General features: G+C 40.7%; 17 protein-coding genes. 11 read left to right on the top strand and 6 right to left on the bottom strand.

The features are described from left to right. Positions 1-87: 87 nt before the first annotated feature. The 4 genes from NU887_RS05320 to NU887_RS05305 all read right to left on the bottom strand — a co-directional run bounded on the left by NU887_RS05320 (position 88) and on the right by NU887_RS05305 (position 6690). Positions 88-2967: a TonB-dependent receptor gene (locus tag NU887_RS05320; RefSeq protein WP_258422323.1), complete on the bottom strand. Its 2880-nt coding sequence runs from the start codon at positions 2965-2967 to the stop codon at positions 88-90. Between the two features lie 109 nt (positions 2968-3076). Beyond that, on the bottom strand, positions 3077-4612 hold the full coding sequence (locus tag NU887_RS05315; protein ID WP_258422322.1) for a hypothetical protein: 1536 nt from the start codon (positions 4610-4612) through the stop codon (positions 3077-3079). A 186-nt stretch (positions 4613-4798) separates the two neighbouring features. Further along, positions 4799-5770, bottom strand: a complete 972-nt coding sequence (locus tag NU887_RS05310; protein WP_258422321.1) for an AAA family ATPase — start codon at positions 5768-5770, stop codon at positions 4799-4801. Between the two features lie 257 nt (positions 5771-6027). Then, on the bottom strand, positions 6028-6690 hold the full coding sequence (locus NU887_RS05305) for a pseudouridine synthase (protein WP_258422320.1): 663 nt from the start codon (positions 6688-6690) through the stop codon (positions 6028-6030). A 44-nt stretch (positions 6691-6734) separates the two neighbouring features. On the opposite strand from NU887_RS05305, the gene NU887_RS05300 reads away from it, so the two are divergent. The 5 genes from NU887_RS05300 (at position 6735) to NU887_RS05280 (ending at position 10002) form a co-directional block, all read left to right on the top strand. Further along, on the top strand, positions 6735-7037 hold the full coding sequence (locus NU887_RS05300; protein ID WP_258422319.1) for a hypothetical protein: 303 nt from the start codon (positions 6735-6737) through the stop codon (positions 7035-7037). Between the two features lie 239 nt (positions 7038-7276). Then, the gene (locus tag NU887_RS05295; protein WP_258422318.1) at positions 7277-7423 is read left to right on the top strand and encodes a hypothetical protein; all 147 of its coding nucleotides are present in this window, start codon (positions 7277-7279) and stop codon (positions 7421-7423) included. A 55-nt stretch (positions 7424-7478) separates the two neighbouring features. Continuing rightward, a complete protein-coding gene (locus NU887_RS05290; RefSeq protein ID WP_258422317.1) occupies positions 7479-7967 on the top strand; it encodes a hypothetical protein in 489 nt (162 codons plus the stop codon). Next, a complete protein-coding gene (locus NU887_RS05285; RefSeq protein ID WP_258422316.1) occupies positions 7968-8885 on the top strand; it encodes a helix-turn-helix domain-containing protein in 918 nt (305 codons plus the stop codon). Between the two features lie 52 nt (positions 8886-8937). Next, positions 8938-10002 carry a hypothetical protein gene (locus tag NU887_RS05280; RefSeq protein ID WP_258422315.1) on the top strand — a complete coding sequence of 355 codons (1065 nt, stop codon included), beginning with the start codon at positions 8938-8940 and terminating at the stop codon, positions 10000-10002. A 183-nt stretch (positions 10003-10185) separates the two neighbouring features. Here NU887_RS05280 and NU887_RS05275 read toward each other — a convergent pair whose 3' ends face one another. Beyond that, complete coding sequence (locus tag NU887_RS05275; RefSeq protein ID WP_198669865.1) at positions 10186-10362, bottom strand: hypothetical protein; 177 nt, start codon at positions 10360-10362, stop codon at positions 10186-10188. A gap of 171 nt (positions 10363-10533) precedes the next feature. Here NU887_RS05275 and NU887_RS05270 point away from each other — a divergent pair, with 171 nt between their 5' ends. From NU887_RS05270 to NU887_RS05260, 3 genes are read left to right on the top strand one after another with little or no spacing between them, the layout of a single operon-like run. Then, a complete protein-coding gene (locus NU887_RS05270) occupies positions 10534-11670 on the top strand; it encodes an amidohydrolase (RefSeq protein WP_258422314.1) in 1137 nt (378 codons plus the stop codon). Beyond that, a complete protein-coding gene (locus NU887_RS05265; RefSeq protein ID WP_258422313.1) occupies positions 11663-12337 on the top strand; it encodes a TatD family hydrolase in 675 nt (224 codons plus the stop codon). Before NU887_RS05270 ends, NU887_RS05265 begins: the two co-directional genes overlap by 8 nt. Further along, entirely contained in the window at positions 12334-13059 is a 726-nt protein-coding gene (locus NU887_RS05260) for a tRNA threonylcarbamoyladenosine dehydratase (RefSeq protein ID WP_258422312.1), read from the top strand. The genes NU887_RS05265 and NU887_RS05260 overlap by 4 nt, the downstream gene beginning before the upstream one ends. 19 nt (positions 13060-13078) lie before the next feature. Here the strand turns inward: NU887_RS05260 and NU887_RS05255 are convergent, their stop codons facing one another. After that, positions 13079-13546, bottom strand: a complete 468-nt coding sequence (locus NU887_RS05255; RefSeq protein WP_258422311.1) for a MaoC family dehydratase — start codon at positions 13544-13546, stop codon at positions 13079-13081. A 192-nt stretch (positions 13547-13738) separates the two neighbouring features. Between NU887_RS05255 and NU887_RS05250 the strand changes: the two genes are divergently transcribed. The 3 genes from NU887_RS05250 (at position 13739) to NU887_RS05240 (ending at position 18395) form a co-directional block, all read left to right on the top strand. Next, entirely contained in the window at positions 13739-15577 is a 1839-nt protein-coding gene (locus NU887_RS05250) for a transglutaminase-like domain-containing protein (RefSeq protein WP_258422310.1), read from the top strand. Between the two features lies 1 nt (position 15578). Then, positions 15579-17513: a DUF3857 domain-containing protein gene (locus NU887_RS05245; protein WP_258422309.1), complete on the top strand. Its 1935-nt coding sequence runs from the start codon at positions 15579-15581 to the stop codon at positions 17511-17513. Between the two features lie 63 nt (positions 17514-17576). After that, a complete protein-coding gene (locus NU887_RS05240; RefSeq protein WP_258422308.1) occupies positions 17577-18395 on the top strand; it encodes a class I SAM-dependent methyltransferase in 819 nt (272 codons plus the stop codon). Positions 18396-18399 lie beyond the last annotated feature (4 nt).

The raw sequence follows: 18399 nt of genomic DNA, 5'->3' as shown, positions 1-18399 counted from the left end.
TAAGCCAAGTTAACATTTGAATAACATTAATGCAAAAAAAAGCCTCCACTTTTTTTAGTGGAGGCTTTAGATATGAAATGAAAATTTTTACCAAATAGTGTATCTGAACCTCAAGGCTATCCTTCTGCCTGGGTTGATGCTGGAAAATATCTGATCTTCAGCATTGTACATTCTGAAGACTTCCTCTCTTTTGTCACCCAAAAGGTTATCTACATTGAAAGTCGTCTGTAATCTTTCATCTCTTCCCCAAGTTTTGTTGATATTGATGTTAAGGGAATTGAAAGGGACTGTGTAGGTATCTGTTCTGTTACCGAAACCGACAAAAGTCAAAGTTGGTCCCTGTACATTGTAAAACACACCTGCTTCCAATCCGATGATCGGGTCATTGTAAGAAAAACCTGCGTTAATGATATAAGGTGCCTGACCTGCCATATCCCTTGTTCTGGAAACATTCTCTCCTTCTCTTGCAGATAACTGTCTTGATCTGAATTCTGACTCAGACATTTCGATCTGGGATTTGACATAAGTCAGGTTGGTATTGAAAAAGAACTTTTCGATTTTATTAGAGACAAAGCCCAAAGATTTTCTCAACTCCAATTCCACACCGATTACCTGTCCGTCACCTACGTTTCTTGGCTGGAATGCACCAGGGTCAGATAAGAACTGAACCATTTCGATAGGATTGTCAAATGACTTGTAAAAGACACTGGCAGAAAGCAATTCGCTTCTTTCCATAAACTTTTCCCATCTTAGGTCAAAGTTATTGATCCTGGTAGACTGAAGGTTTCCATCCCAAAGGATTTCTGTACCACCATTTGTCGTCTCAGGGAAAAGACCTCCAATGAATGTTCTGCCTGTAATTGGGTCAAGAATTTCAGCAAAAGACAATTCTTTAAAGGAAGGTCTTGCAATAGTCCTTGAAAAAGCAGCCCTGAAATTCTGATTAGATTTGAATGACTTGATCAGATTGACAGTAGGGAAGAAATCGATATCATCCAATACTTTTTCATTGTCAAATACAATAGTTCCCGTCTGGTTGGTACCGGTATAGAACTGACTGAATGTTTCCATTCTGACTCCAATGATTGCCTTCAGGTTATTGAAAGGTGTAAATTCATTAGAAATATAAGCCTGATAACTGTTCAGGTTTGAGTTGTATGCATTAGGGTTGATTGGGATAAATGTTGGATCATACCTCAGACCATTTCTGTTGGTAGAAGAGAAAAGGTTTTCCTCATCCATCACCCTGTTTGGATCTCCGGTAAAAGTGGTACTCCCTGTAGGAAATTGGAAACTTTCAATCAGGAAGTCACGGTCCTTGTATACATAAGCCCCCCCAAACCTAAGTTTGGCAACGGCATCTTTAAACTTATAATTGTTGCTCAAATCCAAGCTGCCGAATAATGACTCCTCATCCAAAGATCTCCAAATACGTGTTGGTAGCCCCACCTCAGTTCCGATATTATTGTTCGGGATCCTAAATCGTAGGATCCTCACATCCGGATCTTCAATAGAAGATCTTGTCGGAGACAATTTCCACTCAAGATTCCATTTTCCTCTATTCAAAAAATGCTCTCCATTGAGTAGAATGTTGGTCATAGCCCTTTCGCTGTATTCAATATTGTATTGATTGGCTTCAAACAATGCACCAAGGTTGGTATTCACAAAATAGAATTGACCTACTTTGGATTCACCGCTCTGAAGTCTCAATAAGTTCAATTTGATTTTTGAATTATCAGACTTGTAAGCAAGTCCTGCTACGCCTCCAAGCAAAACGCTGTTGACTCCAAAGTCACCATTTGAGCGTTCCAAGGCCTCCATTTCGAAGTTATTGGCATCACTTGGTTTTCCAAATAAGTTGTATTGCGCATCGGTAAAATATTGGGTTTCATTTCTGTAAGTGAAAGCCATATTATACCCAAATCTCTTATTCTTAATTTTAAACTGATCGCCGATCGAATAACCCATTCCAAAATCCATCGGACTGTTTTGGCGTGTTCCGCCCAATACCGGATTGAAGTTTCTCAATATCTGCTGAAACTGCTGACCTCTTGGCGAACTTGGATTACCCACAACTTCAGCAAACTGTGGAATGTCATCAATGCCTTGAGTAGGAATGGTTCTTGTTCCGTCATCAAAACCCAACCAATCTGTTTTTCCACCTTCGATGGCAAGGTAATTTTTATTAAAGTGCATGGAAGGATTGTAACCACCGGTTACGCTCAAGACCATGGTTTTTTCTTCAGGAAAGTCAACTGTCTCAATATCTACAACACCACCTGTAAAATCTGCAGGCAATTCGGCTGTAAATGATTTGGAGACAATAATATTGTCAATCACATTGGTAGGGAAAATATCCATCTGAATGGTATTCCTGTCAGGATCCAAACCAGGTACCTGTACCCCGTTCAAAACAGTTTTGGTATAGCGATCTCCCAAACCACGGATATAAACATACTTTCCGCCTTCAATAGAAACTCCCGTAACCCTTTTTATGGCAGCTGCTGCATCGCCGTCGCCTATTTGTCTAAAGGATGCTCTTGAAATTCCATCCATCAGGTTGGCAGCATTTCTCTTCACTGACATCAAAGCGGCTTCGGTAGTACGGATCGCTTCTGCTGAAATGGTGACAGTCTCAAGGTCAGAAGTAAATTCTGCCATTTTAATGTTTTCCAATACCGTTGTTTCTCCCTCAGTCACCACTACTCCACCAATTTGAATTGTATTGTATGAAATGAAAGATAATTTGAGACTGTAAGTCCCCGGGTCAACAAGTATTTCAAAATCTCCATCAAAATCGGTAACAGCACCTATTTGAAGTCCTTCGACCAAAACAGAGACACCAAATAAAGGCTCTCCGGTTCCTTCGTCAAATATTGTCCCTCTGATGGTTCCTTTTTGTGCATGGGAAAACAAAGGGGATAAAGTGATGATCGTCGTCAATAGCAACAAGATCAATTTTTTCATAATATTATTTTTTTTGTACAGCGTTCTAAATTTCAATTACTCTTTTGAGTCAAAAAAACAAGAAAGAGGCTGTTGCATTACAGCCTCTTTCTGTGGTAATATTTTTCAATTATTTCAAGGCATCAAGGTTTCCTGATGCAGCAGCCCAAGACCAGCCAGCAAATGCTGATTTTGTAGCGCCGATTGTATTGGCATGAAGTGCAACATCAGTAGCATGAACATGGGTACCGTTTCTGAATATTGATGTCAAAGCGACGCCTGCAGGAGAAGTCACTTCTAGCATATTGAAGACTAAGATTCCATTCGTGAAATTGTCTAAAGATTTATTTCCGATTGGATTTCCGTTTGCATCCACTTCACCACTTAAGGATAGATCACCTCTTCCGCCACTAGTAGCCGGGTTAGGGAAGTTGAAGAAATAAATGTTTTCAAAAGTACCTCTAGCACCTGCTCTGAAATCACCAAGCTCTGCTACAGAACTTCCAACCACAGTTCCATTCTTTACAGTATGTGCTGCATTCAATGAACCTTCAGGACCATCTATTTCAAGTGCATGGTCTGTTTCAGAACCACATACCACAATAAAATTATCTAATTCTCCAGCCCAAGCTTGATCTGTGTCGATGGCATCATCACCTGCATTCCAAACTACTGCATTTTTCACATTAACAGTACCACCAAACCACTCGATACCATCATCTTGGTTACCTACTACTTCAACATTTTCAATTACCGTAGCCGAACCAACTGCACCAAGTGTCAAACCGTTGATTTCGTTTCCTTCTCCGATATTGGCACCACCATGTCTGATAGAGACATATTTGAATACACCTGAATCATCAGCAGGAAGATTTCCTCCATAAAGTCCATTGGTATCTGATGGTGGAATACCTTCAATCTGTACTTCGGTCACATTGCCTGCAAAAGAACCTGGAGCTCTGCCTAAAATAAGAACACCACCCCAAAGACCGTTAATATTTGGATCCAAGTTAGGGCTAGCAATTTCACCTGACATAATTTCATCTGCAACAGACGTGAAAATAATAGGACTTGCAGCTGTTCCGTTTGCGTTGATTTTTCCGCCTCTTGCAACTACAAGAGCGGTAGCGTTAGCACCTGAACCTGCTTCACCTTTAATAACAGTTCCGGCAGCAATGTTTAGGATACCACCACTGACGACAGTAATTCTTCCACCTAAAATGTAGGTCTTGTCTGCAGTCCAGTTTACAGTTCCTGTTATATTTCCTGTTACTCTAATGGTAGTGGCTTCCGCGCCTACTGTCAATACATGTGTAACAGTAGCTGAAGAACCATCTTTATCAGTTGCAGTAAATTCAAATACTAAATTTTTGCCTGCATCCGCTGCAGTGGCAGTGTAAGAAAATTCCTGAGTTGCGCTAGTCTCTCCTGCAAAAGGAACAGTTGCGATTGTAGCACCGTCTTTCTTAATACTAAAAGAAGCAAGACCATCAGGTGCAGAAACAGTTGCAGTTACAGGTCCAACCGTACCACCTGCTTCAATCGAAGCCGTAGCCGGAATTCCGGAAATAGTTACCGGATTGTTTGGTTTCTCGTCCTCTTTACAGCTGGTGAAGACTACCGCTGCAGTCAACATCATCAAGAAGAGTGAAGTGATTTTTTTCATGTGAATTATAATTTAGTTTAGGTTTTCAGTTTTTGATGATGCAAAACTGACTCAAAAAAAGTAGCCGGGGCAATTTTTGCAGTTACCCTTTTTTTAAAAAATAAAACAGAATTTAATATTCCATTAACCTTGAAAACAAAAAAAATCCCCAGTCTTCCGGGGATTTGGTTCTATTGACAATAGAAGCTATTTCAATGTTACGGATTTGTTAATTGGAATCTTTTCCAAGAAAATCTTCACCAAGTCACGGGTGCTGACATTGTCAGCTTCTGCCTCATAATTGAGGATAATCCTGTGATTGAGTACATCCTCGGCGATTGCTTTGATGTCTTCCGGAAGGACATAATCCCTCCCTTCCATAAATGCCATCGCCCTTGCTGCTAGGTTGAGATTGATACTTGCCCTTGGCGAAACACCGAACTGAATATACTTGGCTTCATCTTTCAAACCGTATTTTTCAGGGAATCTTGTCGCAAATACCAATTCAATAATATAGTTCTCTAAAGGTTCAGCGATTTTTACTTCGTTGATCTGGGCACGAATGGCAAAAATATCTTCTTTGGAAAGTATTGCATTCACTTCCGAAACGAAGTGCATGTTGGCCATGCGTCGCATGACTTCCATTTCATCCGCTTTGGAAGGATAATCGATGTGGACTTTCATCATAAACCTGTCCACCTGTGCTTCAGGTAGCGGATAAGTGCCTTCCTGGTCCACAGGGTTTTGGGTGGCAAGTACCAAAAAAGGTCTGTCCAACTGATAAGTCGTCTCACCGATGGTCACCTGCTTTTCCTGCATGGCTTCCAAAAGTGCGGATTGAACTTTGGCAGGAGATCGGTTGACCTCATCCGCCAAAATGATATTGGAGAAAATCGGCCCTTTTTTTACCTGAAAACTTGCCTCCTGCTGGTTATAAATCATCGTTCCGACCAAGTCCGAAGGCAACAAATCGGGGGTAAACTGAATCCTTTTGAAATCAAGGTGAAGCACCTTGGCCAAGGTATTTACGGTAAGGGTTTTGGCCAATCCCGGCACACCTTCCAAGAGAATATGTCCATTGGTAAAAAGCCCGATCAAAAGCCTGTTGACCATTCGGTCCTGCCCCACCACCACTTTTCTTACTTCATCTATAACTTGCTGTATCTTCTGCTGATGCATTTTTTGGTAATTATGTTAATGGTATTTGGTTAATAGTTAGTTGGTAATTAGAAACCTTTTGAATTAAAGTAGAAATAAATTGAAATATTCATCTCCTATAGCCTTAATTTTCAGGCAAATCCCAAAACTAAGGAGAATCAGTCTTGCGTCTTTTGTCTCATGTCTTGTGTCTAATAATCGGGCTAAATTATAACAAAATACCCTTTATCCCAATTTATGCTTTTTACTTATTGATAAATGGTAAAATGGGTCTTTTGTTACTTCCTCCTTTTTACGGATGCTTGGGAAAAAGTTTTGCCAGAGCTTTTATTTTGGTCCTTTTCAAAGGTCTTGAGCTGTATATTCAGAAGTCTGTAGATTTCTTCTTTTTCATATTCCCTGACCTCTCCGACAGCAAAACCTGAAATGGTCAGTTTTTCCATTGACCACCTGACAAGCCTTAGCGTCGGATATCCAACGGCGGCGGTCATCTTGCGGACTTGTCTGTTTTTCCCTTCAGTCAATGTCAATTGAATCCAAGTATCGGGAATGGACTTACGGTATCTGATCGGTGGATTTCTTTCAGGAAGATCAGGTGCTTCAGATAGGATTTTTGCAAAGGCTTTTTTGGTCCGATACAACTTCCCATCCACATTGATTTCTGTTCCGGATTGAAGTTGGGAGATGGCTTCCTCGGTCGGTAATCCTTCCACCTGGGCAAGGTATGACCGGAGGTGTCCAAATTTTGGGTCAAGCAGGTGGTGGTTTAGAGATTTGTCATCCGTGATCAAAAGCAATCCTTCACTGTCTTTGTCCAAGCGACCGACAGGGTAAACTTTGGGAGGAAAGTCTGATACAAACTTAAGCGTATCCTCCTCACCGCTGAATTGACTTAGGATTCCAAAGGGTTTGTACAGGACGAAGTATCTGTTGTTAGGCATAAAATTATTGGCAAATTACGAGTATTAATGAAATCCATTCCTGTTTGACATACAATTATGAAATCCATTTGGTAAAAATCAAAAGCAATGAACAGGATAAAATTCTTACTTACTTTTTTGAAAGCAAGGATTATGACATCGAAAAAAACGCTGATGAGGGTGAATTGACTTATATCAACCAAATGCTGGATATTGCTGAAAAAGAAATTTTGGAAGGGAAAACCTCATCGCAGAATTTGGTAATGGATCAGATCCGGGAAAAATATGGATTATGTGATTATCTGGACAAACAAAGCAAAATTGACTTTTGGAGAAATTTAGTATTATATATATTTTTTGGGCTTTGAGAAGTTGTGATTTTCATTAAAGGACTTATTTTTTGCTTAGAATCATTGAGTTAGCTGTAATTGAAACCCATATCAACTCACATTTTTCTATATAAAATCCGAGAAAAATGCATGTTTATCCGAGATTTGAGTAGGTGTTTTATTCCAATCCAAACAGAATTTTATTTTAAGAAAGTTTAAAATGTACCGTAGTATAAGGATGGTACATACTGGCCCCTGAGTACAAACATCCGGAAGGCATGAAAGTCTGGTTTGCCGGTTTAGTTTGGACAGAACAAAATGCCGAAAAATTAGGTTTCGTTATAATCAAAATAATAGTTGTGAGGGAAAATGCAGGAGGAGGAATGGCTGCCAAGACCCAATCGGGTGTCTATTCCTATGTTTAATCAATCCTAGAGAAAGGAAGTCGAAAGAAGGATTCCAAAATCATAAAGAAAATCTATGCTAGAACAACTTGAAATTTACATCAGCGCACAAAAAACCATCGGCAACTACATGTTGGCGCTTGGTTTGATTATGGTTTTGGTAGCCATACTCATGCATTTTTCCACTACAGACTCACTTTTTTATGGATTAAAAATTGGTCTCTTGGTGTTTGGCTTTTTTTCGTTAATCGGGGGTTACAGTTACAAGTTGACAGAAGATAAACTGTTAAAAAGCCAAACGTCAATTTATCAAGCCAATGCCAATAAGTTTAATCAAGTTGAAAAAGAGCGCATGCAAAAAGTAGTAAAAAACTTTCCTGTAATTCAGTTTGTTTTTGCAGTCTTAATCATTGCAGCTTTAGTTACAAACCTCCTGTTTGATAAGCCGTTTTTGAACGGGATACTTTTTGCTTTAGTCGTTTTTCTGGTTGGAAATATGATCATAGAAAGCATATCAAAGCAATCAATTAGTGCTTATTTTGAACAACTCTCAACAATTAATTAGATGAACGATGTTTTTAAAATTGAAAGCATAAGTCAATTTCACAGTCTCTTGCAGATTCCACCACCAAAACATCCTTTGATAAGCGTTGTTGATTTATCCATATTAAACGACCAAAAACAACCCCCTCAAAGTGACGGAACCAAAATATCTTCTTCATTTTACTCCATTACACTAAAGCACCTGAAAGAAGGTACTTTGATCTATGGAAGAAAACAAGTTGACTTTCAGGAAGGTAGCTTGTTCTTTACCTATCCAGATCAAGTAGTCACATTGAAAAATGCAGTTTTTGAAGATTCCCGTTATAGCTGGGGCTTAATCTTTCATTCGGATTTGATTCTTGGCACTCCGCTAGCATCCAAAATAGCTACATACACCTTTTTTAGATACGAAGTGAATGAAGCATTACACTTATCTGAGGATGAAAAGGAGGGCCTTTCCATCATTATAAATTCTATTCGAACAGAACTCAATCGGCCAATAGACAAGCACACAAAAAATGTATTTGTGTCTGCTATCGATTTATTACTAAATCATTGCAGCCGGTATTACGATAGACAATTCGTTACCCGTGAAAATGAGAATTGCACGATACTTCGAGCCATTGATAAATTTTTATCTAACTATTTTGCTTCCTCTTCACTTATAGAAAAAGGACTTCCAACAGCTTTGCAATGCGCTGAACATGTGAACCTCTCTCCCAACTATTTGAGTGATTTACTTCGTAAAGAAACAGGAAAGTCCACGCAAGAACACATTCACTACCACCTATTGGAAATCGCCAAAGATCGCCTCTTAGGAAGTAATGACTCCGTGAAAGAAATTGCCCATTCCTTAGGATTTGAATACCCGAATTACTTTAGTAATCTGTTTAAGAAGAAAATGGGAGTCAGTCCAAGTGTATTCAGAAATTTGAATTAAGTGAAATAACCATGGACAATTTTTAATAATCTTAAATCAAACCTAAAAACCAATGAAAAATAAAGTTCTCTTTTTGATCGGGTATGTAGCCTTAATGGCCTCTTTAGGATGTGGTAGTGAAATGAATGAACCAAACGGTGCACCAATACTCATTTCTGCTAGTGAAGCGGTGTTTCCTCAAACAAGGACGGGGATCGTTTATACGATCATCGGATCTGATCCAGACGGAGATAAACTTTTGTACTCTATTTCAGGACCAGATGCTGCCTCTTTCGCCCTAGATGCATCTACCGGTGAACTAACGTTTCGGGTTGCGCCTGATGTCGATGCTCCGGCTAGTGTAGACGGAGATAATTTTTATTTCATCGATGTAACCGTCAAAGACCCTTCTTTAGCTTCAGACACGCAACTAGTGATTATTGAGGTGTCACGCCATGATCCTGAAGGCCCTTTCTTATTTAGAGATGGTTCTGTTTTTCTTGGCCCGAATACAATCACCCCCGCAGATCCCAGCATCCTTCAAACTGTAAATTTCATAACGACAGAGTCAAGAACAGTCCCGGACAACCGCTTCCCGAACAACGCACAAGCTAATGTGCACATCTTCCAGGCTATTTATACGAATGGGACACAGATCGAAATGGTTGTCAACACGCAAATCTCCCCTCTTTCTGAAGCTGAGCGTCAAGCAAAGCTTTATGCAGATATTTTGGGAAAACTTAACCCCGTTTTGATTGGAGGAATTGAATCGGTTTTTATTCATCCAGGTGATGCCAATTTTACCGGCCCGGTAGGTATGATTGTTGCCCATACGGGCAGGGCTGAAAAGGATTATACTCCTATAGGCACACTTGAAGAAGTCATGGCCCATGAAGCGGTCCATGCGTCTATTGACCCATTGTACCTAGGATCGAGGGAGTGGAATCAAGCTCAGAAGTCCGATATCGCATTTATTTCGGAATATGCGAGAGATTTCGCTGAAACAGAAGATCTAGCCGAGTCTTACGGGGCCTATTTAATTGTTAAAAATTCGAATCGAAATTCATCCACCACAGTTCAAAGAATACAGGATGGAATACCAAATCGTATTCAATTTTTTAAAGACTTAGGCTTCTAAATGCGAACGACTCATCCGAAGGTGGCGCTACAAGTGTTATGTTCTATTAAGCGAGTAACTGAATTCGGAAATATGAATCTTCGAAATCAATATTTAGGGATAGTTTTTGATAAAATTAAAAAGGGTTTTTCTGTCTACTTTCTATTAACAGAAAAACCCTATCAATCTAAATCTGGAATAATATCAGCTTCCGCAACCGATGCAGTCAAAATGGCTGTCCATAGGCTTCACGCCTTTGAGTTGCATTTCGAGGTTGTGGATTTGGTCACGGGCTTCCATGTCTTGGAACATGTTGCCGGTCAAGGTGCCCTTCAGGTTGTCGATTTCCTGTTCGATGGCAGATTTTTGTTCAGTTGTCATTTTCAAATGGATTTAAGTGGTTACAGCATCCAATATAAAAAAGTTCTTTATTTTTTGTAAGTGCATGGAAGCCTTTGCAAAAATTTTTCTTCCTGCACAAAATTGAATCCCAAGTAAAATTTGTTGCCATTGGGTTTTCAAAACTTTAAATTTCTGAAAATATCCCACAAAATGCTCGACAATCCCACGATCCAAAAACTCACTGAATTCAGAAAAACCCTCCACCGATTCCCCGAACTTTCCGGTGAAGAAACCGAAACAGCAAAAAGAGTCCAAGACTTTTTCTCCGGATTGAATCCTGACAAAACCATCACAGGACTTGGAGGAACAGGTTTGGCTTTTGTTTTCCAGGGAAAAGATTCAGGGCCGACCACTTTATTCCGCTGTGAATTGGATGGGTTACCCATCAAAGAGGAAAACAGTATTTCCCATCTCAGTACAATCCCAAACACCTCCCATGTCTGTGGGCATGACGGACACATGGCTATTGTCAGTGGCTTGGGTACTTACTTTTCTGCCAATAAACCCCAAAGAGGACGGATTGTCTTACTTTTCCAGCCTGCTGAAGAAACAGGCGAAGGAGCAGAAGCAGTTATCAAAGACCCCAAATTCGCTGAAATCCAGCCGGATTTTGCTTTTGCCCTTCATAATCTTCCCGGTTATCCTCTTCATCAGATTTTGATCAAGCAAGGCCCTTTTGCCGCGGCATCTGTGGGGATGAGTATTCATCTCAAAGGTAGAAACTCGCATTCTGCGCATCCCGAAGCGGGAAATAGCCCGGCCGAGGCCATGGCGAAAACCATTGTGGCATTGGAAAAACTTCCTCAAGGAATCGAAAAGTTTTCCCTTGTCACCGTCATCCATGCGGAGTTGGGAAGTATTGCCTTTGGGACCACTCCCGGTACCGCCGTGGTCAGGGCGACCTTACGGGCATTTGAAAATGAAACCCGGGAGCTCTTGGTTTCCTATGCCGAACAATTGGCTACACAAATTGCCGACGAATATGGATTGGGAGTTTCTTTTGATTATGTAGAAAGTTTCGCGGCGACACACAATAATCCCGAAGCATGGCAAATTGGTTTGGATGCTGCCAAAAAATTGAATTTGGATATCCGCCATGTCGAAAAACCGTTCAGGTGGTCAGAAGATTTTGGCCTTTTTTCTTCCCATACCAAAACTTTGTTGTTTGGCCTAGGGTCAGGATTGGACCATCCGCAGCTCCATGAACCCAATTTTGATTTTCCCGATGAGTTGATAAAGACTGGTGTCGGCATGTTTGCAGAAATTGCCAAAACGCTCCATGATTAACCAAAATATCCAATCCGATTTGGTTCACTTTCCCGATTTCCATAGCCATCAAAAAGGTAATGTCTTCAGCATTTTCAATGTCCTTCCTGACGACGGCATTCCGGATCAGTGTTTTTCATGGGGAATCCATCCTTGGTATTTGAATGAAAATTGGGAAAAGGAGTTTGAGAAAATCGAGTCAGCAAAAGCAAACCCAAACTTGGTAGCCATTGGTGAATGCGGTTTTGATTTGATCAAAGGACCTGGTCCAAAACTTCAGATGGAAGCATTTTCAGCTCAGGCTGATTTGGCAAAAAAACTCGGATTACCCATCATCCTACACTGTGTCAAAGGAACACATTTGCTTCAGGAATACTTAAAAAACCATTCCGAACCACCAACAATCATTTGGCATGGTTTCAACCAAAATCCTCAAATCGCTGAAAAATTATTGTCTTTTCCGATCTACTTTTCTTTTGGCAAAGCCATTTTGAAACAAGATTCCAACGCACAACAATATCTCTTGAAATGTCCTTTAGATCGGATTTTTTTTGAAACCGACAATTCGGACATTCCCATATCAGTGATTTATCAGCAAGCTTCTTTACTTTTGGGCCTCTCCGCCGGGCAGCTTGCCGGTCAGGTCGAGGAGAATTGGAACAGGATTTCAAAAAGAAAAATAACATGAGTGAATTTGCTTGGCTGTCGCGGACGGAACTGATAACAGGAAGAGAAGGGCTGGAAAAACTTTCGAAGAAACATGTTTTGATCGTAGGGCTTGGTGGAGTCGGTTCCTTTGCTGCAGAACTGATTTGCCGAGGCGGAATCGGCGAGATGACCATTATCGACGGGGACGTGGTGGACATCAGCAATTGCAACAGACAGCTTCCTGCTACCCAAAAAAATCTTGGACAATCCAAAGCAGAATGGATGGAAGAAAGGCTGCTTAGCATCAACCCCTATCTGAAAATCCATGTCATCAAGGAATTTTTGAAGCCTGCAAAAATGACTCAATTGTTGGAAGAAAATGAATTTGACTTTGTGGTGGATTGTATCGACAGCCTGCTGCCAAAACTTCACCTGATAGAAGGTGCGATGAAAAGGGGATTTCCTTTGGTCAGTTCGATGGGTGCAGGGGGCAAAATAGATCCCACCCAAGTAAAGATCGCGGATATCTCCGAGACCCACAGCTGCAAACTTGCCCAAATGGTAAGGAAACGGTTAAAAGCCAAGCAAATCCACAAAGGTTTTAAAGCTGTTTTTTCCACTGAACTCTATATCAAAGAAAGCCTGATGATGACAGACGGCAGCAATTTCAAAAAATCTGCTTATGGAACCATGTCTTTTTTGCCGGCAACTTTTGGATGCGTCACGGCATCGGTGGTAATCAACGATTTGTTGAAAAGCTAGCCTATTGTTCTTTACCGAATCAGGATTCAAAATGGTATAAAAACACCAATACGCCGGTGAAAGCAGGTTTCTTTTGGTCTTTGATTTCCAATTTCACATTGACTTCTGCTTTAACAGTTCCACGGAGATTGACCACATTTTTCAAGTTGGCATTGAGTCTTACTTCATTATTGACCAATACAGCCTGCGCAAATCTCAGGCTTTCAATCCCATAATTGACCATCATCTTGAGGTTGTTGACATGGATGACCTGATCCCAAAGGTAAGGAACCAAGGAAAGCGTCAGGTATCCATGGGCTATTGTATCTCCAAATGCCCCTTCCTTTTTTGCCCTTTCAGGATCGGTATGGATCCACTGATGGTCTATGGTGGCGACAGCAAACTGATTGATCTGTTCTTGGGTAATTTGATGATAGTCAGAGACTCCAAGATCCTGACCGATATACTTTTCGAAATCCTCAAAACTCCCAATTGTGATTTTGGCCATAATAGATTGTTGTTTTTAAAAATTTAAAGGTAAAAAAAATTCCCAATGGGAAGGAAACCGATAATAGAAAACAGTCAATTTAGAAAAAACAGCCAATTTCAAACGGGCATCCCATCCCATAAAATTAAATTCTTCTCAACCCTTTCTTAATTCAACTATCCCTATAAATTTGTAAAGCTTGAATCCCATTTTATGAGTATCCTAAGTCTTCGTGCTATCGCTGTTTCCGCACTTATTTTTATTTCTGGGATTTGTTTTTCCCAGGAAGTAGTTCCTCATTATTCTGTTTTGGAAAAAGAAGACTTCATTACCCTTAATCCGGATTACACCGTCTATCAAAAATCGATTTTGACCATTCAGATTTGGGATTCAAAAGGTCTTTCGCATGCCAATAGGGTTCTATATGTCGATAAGCTCAATAAAGCCATCAGTTTTGAGGCCACCGTCACCAGTCTTGCTAACAACAAAGTGCTGAAAAAAGTGAAGCTAAAGGATATGGAAGAGGTTTCGGTGATAGACGATGTTGCCCTTTACCAAGAAGACAAGAAAAAAGTATTTCGGTTGGATGGCGTTCCACTTCCGGTCAAAGTCGAGATAGTGGAGGAGGCCCTTAGTACTTCCAATATGTTTATGGGAGTATGGTACCCGATCGAATATCCCAACCAAAAAGTCAACAAAGCTAGTGTTGAAATTTCTTATCCAAATGAACTCGGCATGAGGTACAGGGTGGAGGCGCTGGATTCGATTCCTACCCAAGTGAATAACGGCAATATAACCATCCTCAAATGGCAAACCGAAAACCTGCCCGTATTGGATGCCTCAAAAGAAACCGATTGGCCAAATGTACAATTGGCACCCAATAAATTCTCTTTGGAAGGTGTCACTTCCACTATGGAAAGTTGGGATGGTCTGGGAAAATTCTATAGCCAATTGATTGATCAAAAGGACGAAATACCCGAAGATTTCAAAAAGGAAATCTTTGAGATGGTCCAAAACGCTGAAGATGACTATGAAAAAATTTCGATCCTTTACCAATACCTGCAAAAAAACTACAGATATGTGGCCATATTCCTCGGAATAGGCGGTTGGGAACCGAGGTATGCCTCAGATGTGATCAATACCAAGTATGGGGAATGCAAAGCACTGACCACTTTGATGAAAGGCATGCTCAAAACCGTCGGCATCGAATCGCAATATTCCTTGGTCTTTGCCGGTGATGTAATCAGGCCTTTGGATCCCGATTTTCCAATCAAAAATTTCAACCACGCCTTTTTGAGGGTTCCTTTGAAAGACGAAGTCCTTTGGCTTGAATGTACCAACAATTACCTTCCGGCCGGATTTTCAGGGAATTTTACCAAAGACAGGGATGCTTTGGTAATCACTGAAAATGGGGGATTTTTAGAAAGAACTCCTGATTATAGGGAATTCAAATTCAACACCCTAAAAAACTCTTATGATATACAACTCCTGGAAAATGGGGACGGGACTTTTAAAGGAAGCAGTTCATTTCAGGGATTTCCAGCAATGGATTTTTTTGCTTTGAATAAATTTTTGGATGACAATCAACGGAAAAACTACCTCAACAGAAATATCGGCGGAAGCGGCATTATTATCAAAGATTACCAAATCCAAACCGGCAATCAGAGGGAGGTCCCGATAGCCACTGTGACTTTTGACGGCAACATCCAAAGATTTGGGCAGCAGACTACAAAGCGGATTATTTTTCCGACCCATCTGAAAAAAATCGAAGCCGACATGTTGGACAATGGACTCCTGAATTTTCAGGAAGAAATTACCATCAAGTCAGACCGAAAAACAGAAATCGAATCCGGAGTTTCCAATATTGAAATCAAGGAAGAACACTTTTCCTACTTTGTAGACAGCCAAATAAGTGAAGATGGAATCATCACCATCAGCAACAGACTGGAAATCAACATTCCCAAAGAAATCAGTAAAGATGATAAGGCCAAAATCATTGCACAGATCAATACCCAAATTCAAAAAAACATCATCCTCAAAAAATCTGAATAACATGAGAAAATTGATACCCTTCCTTTTTTTCCTGACTTTTTCAATATGTTCCAAAGCCGAAGCCCAGGACATGAAATATGGTAAATACTCCCAAACAGAATTGGAACTGACCAAAGTTGATTTTGAACCAGATGCAGGATCGGTGGTTTTGGAAGAAAATTCCTTCAATCAATTTTTGGGCGCTATCCAACATTCCACCATACACCGAAGAATAAAAATCTTAAAGGAAAGTGGCTTGGATGCAGCCAATGTCAGGATTTCATTTTATGCAGGTGATGGTATCCAAAACATCAGCAAGCTAAATGCCCAAACAGTGAGTTTCGAAAACGGCATCGAAAAAGTTACAAAACTGAGTAAAGATGATTTTTTTGAAGTGGAACTGGACGACAATTACAAAGAAGTCAGGTTTACTTTTAAGGATGTCAAAGTGGGCTCGATCATTGAATATTCCTACCTGAAGACGGACAAAGGGATCACTTTCCTGGACAACTGGGTATTCCATAATCCCATGCCAACTTTGAAATCAAGCTATACCATAGAGGTTCCTTCTTTTTTAAACTACAGATTTTTGGCACAGGGTGAGAAAACACAAAAATGCGATTACCGGACGAGCTATGATGGAACTTACCGTTGGACTGTGACCAACCTGAGTGCTATCAAATCCGAGCCAATGATGGCAAATTACCAGGATTACCTGGAGAAAATCGGATTTCAGCTTGCCGGCTACGCTTTTTCAAACTTACAGACCTATGGCGGTACATCGGGATTCAAGCAGACTTATACTTCTTGGCAGGAATTGACAGAAAGCATCAGTGAGTTTGAGCTTTTTGTTCACTACCTCAAACCAAACGCAGGAGAAAAAAGCCAGATTTTAACCTTTGTCCCAAAGGGAGATACCGAAACACAAAAGGCCAAGGACATATATAACCATGTCAAAGAAAAATACAGCTATAACGGAGAGTTTGGCCCATTTCCTTCCAAAAATCTGAGAGCAATGCTCGAATCCCGAAAAGGACAAAGGGCAGACATAAACCTGACTTTGCTTGCCTTCCTAAAGTCAAACGGATTGATGGCCTATCCGATGCTGATAAGCAGCAAAGGAAACGGAAGTTCCCAATTGGTGGATACTCCGTTCATTGATCAGTTTAACCAACTGATAGTCTACACCAAAGTAGATGACAAGGAATACTTTTTGGATGCCACTAATCCGGAAAGACCTTTTGGATACCTGCCGTTGAACCAACATGTGGCATATGGGTATATCATGAAAGAGAAGGATAGCGGTCTGATTCCCATATCACTTCCCCACAGATCAGGAATCGTTCAGATGGTCAATACCAAACTGGATGAAAACAACCAATTGATTTCAGAATCTACCGTCAGATTTTCGGATTATGATGCTTTGACCAAAATGAACGGAAGCACTGTCGATGAGGTAGATACCTTGAAAAAGTACATCCTTGGGCCTTCTCCTGAAAACCTGTTGGAGTTCGGAGTAACGGAAAAGACAGATCCCCGAAAACAGCTTGAGGCAAAATTCAAATATGCATTCACTGATTTTGATGCAGAGACCGCCTTTATTTCGCCTTTTTCTTATACCCGTTGGTCGGAAAACCCATTCCAATCTGAATTCAGGACTTTTCCGGTAGACTTCCTTTATACTTTTTCAGACAATTATACTTCGATCATTGAGGTTCCAAAAGGCTATGAAGTCGATGATTATCCTGAAGATGCGAATATTACCATTCCTGGAGGCACTGCGATTTTTACCTATCAAGTTTCCCAATGGGAAGGTCAGATTAAAATTACCACCTCTCTAAATCTTAAATATCCGCTAGTTTCACCAACAGTATATTCCGAACTCAAGTATTTCATGGAATTAGTCACCACCAAACTCAAAGAACCTGTGGTCCTCAAAAAAACAGCAAATCCCTGACGGCCTCATGGTGTTTTAAAATGAACAATTATTCTCCTTACTTTGCGAAACAATCCAACCTCAATGAGCAGCGCATCTACTCCTAAATATATCCACGGCTATCAGGAAGAAGAGCAGGAAAGGCTCAGGGAACAGGCTTGGGTGATCGAAAGGCCGATTTATGATTTCATTGATTTTTCGGAGGTAAAGGAACTACTCGAAATCGGCAGCGGCGTCGGGGCTCAGACAGAAGTTTTGCTAAGGAGATTTCCCCATCTTTCTATCACGGGAGTAGAATACGAATCCCGTCAGATTGCCAAAGCCAAGATAAACATGTCCAATGCAGGTTTTGGGGAAGATCAAATAAGATTTATTCATCAGGACGCCAAAAACCTAAAGCTAGACAGACAGTACGATGGGGCTTTTATCTGTTGGGTTTTGGAACACATTCCCGATCCAATCGAAGTGCTCATCAGCATGAAACCATTTCTGAGGCCCGGAGCAAAAGTCTCCATCACAGAAGTTTTCAACAGCACTTTCTATACTTTTCCCGTCATCCCCGCCATTATGGATTATTGGAAAATATACAATGAGTACCAAGTCCAAATCGGAGGCGATCCACAGTTAGGGGCAAAACTCGGTGATTTATTGTCCGAATCAGGATACCGTGACATCAGCCTGAGGAGTGGAGGATTTCACCTTGACAGCTGTCATCCCGAAGAAAAAACCACCGTTTTCAATTACTGGAAAACCCTGATGAACAGTGGCGCACCGGCATTGCTATCCGAAGGATTAGTCAGCGAAATGCAGATCAAAGACATGATCGGGGCGATGGACCAATTAAGGGAGATGCCAAATTCAGTTTTTTATTATAGATTTATCCAAGCCACCGCTTTTGTATAAACCA

This window comes from Aquiflexum gelatinilyticum (assembly GCF_024741135.1).
Taxonomy (GTDB): Bacteria; Bacteroidota; Bacteroidia; order Cytophagales; family Cyclobacteriaceae; genus Cognataquiflexum; species Cognataquiflexum gelatinilyticum.
The sequence above is the reverse complement of the archived record's forward strand: the minus strand, read 5'-3'. Positions and strand labels throughout refer to the sequence as shown.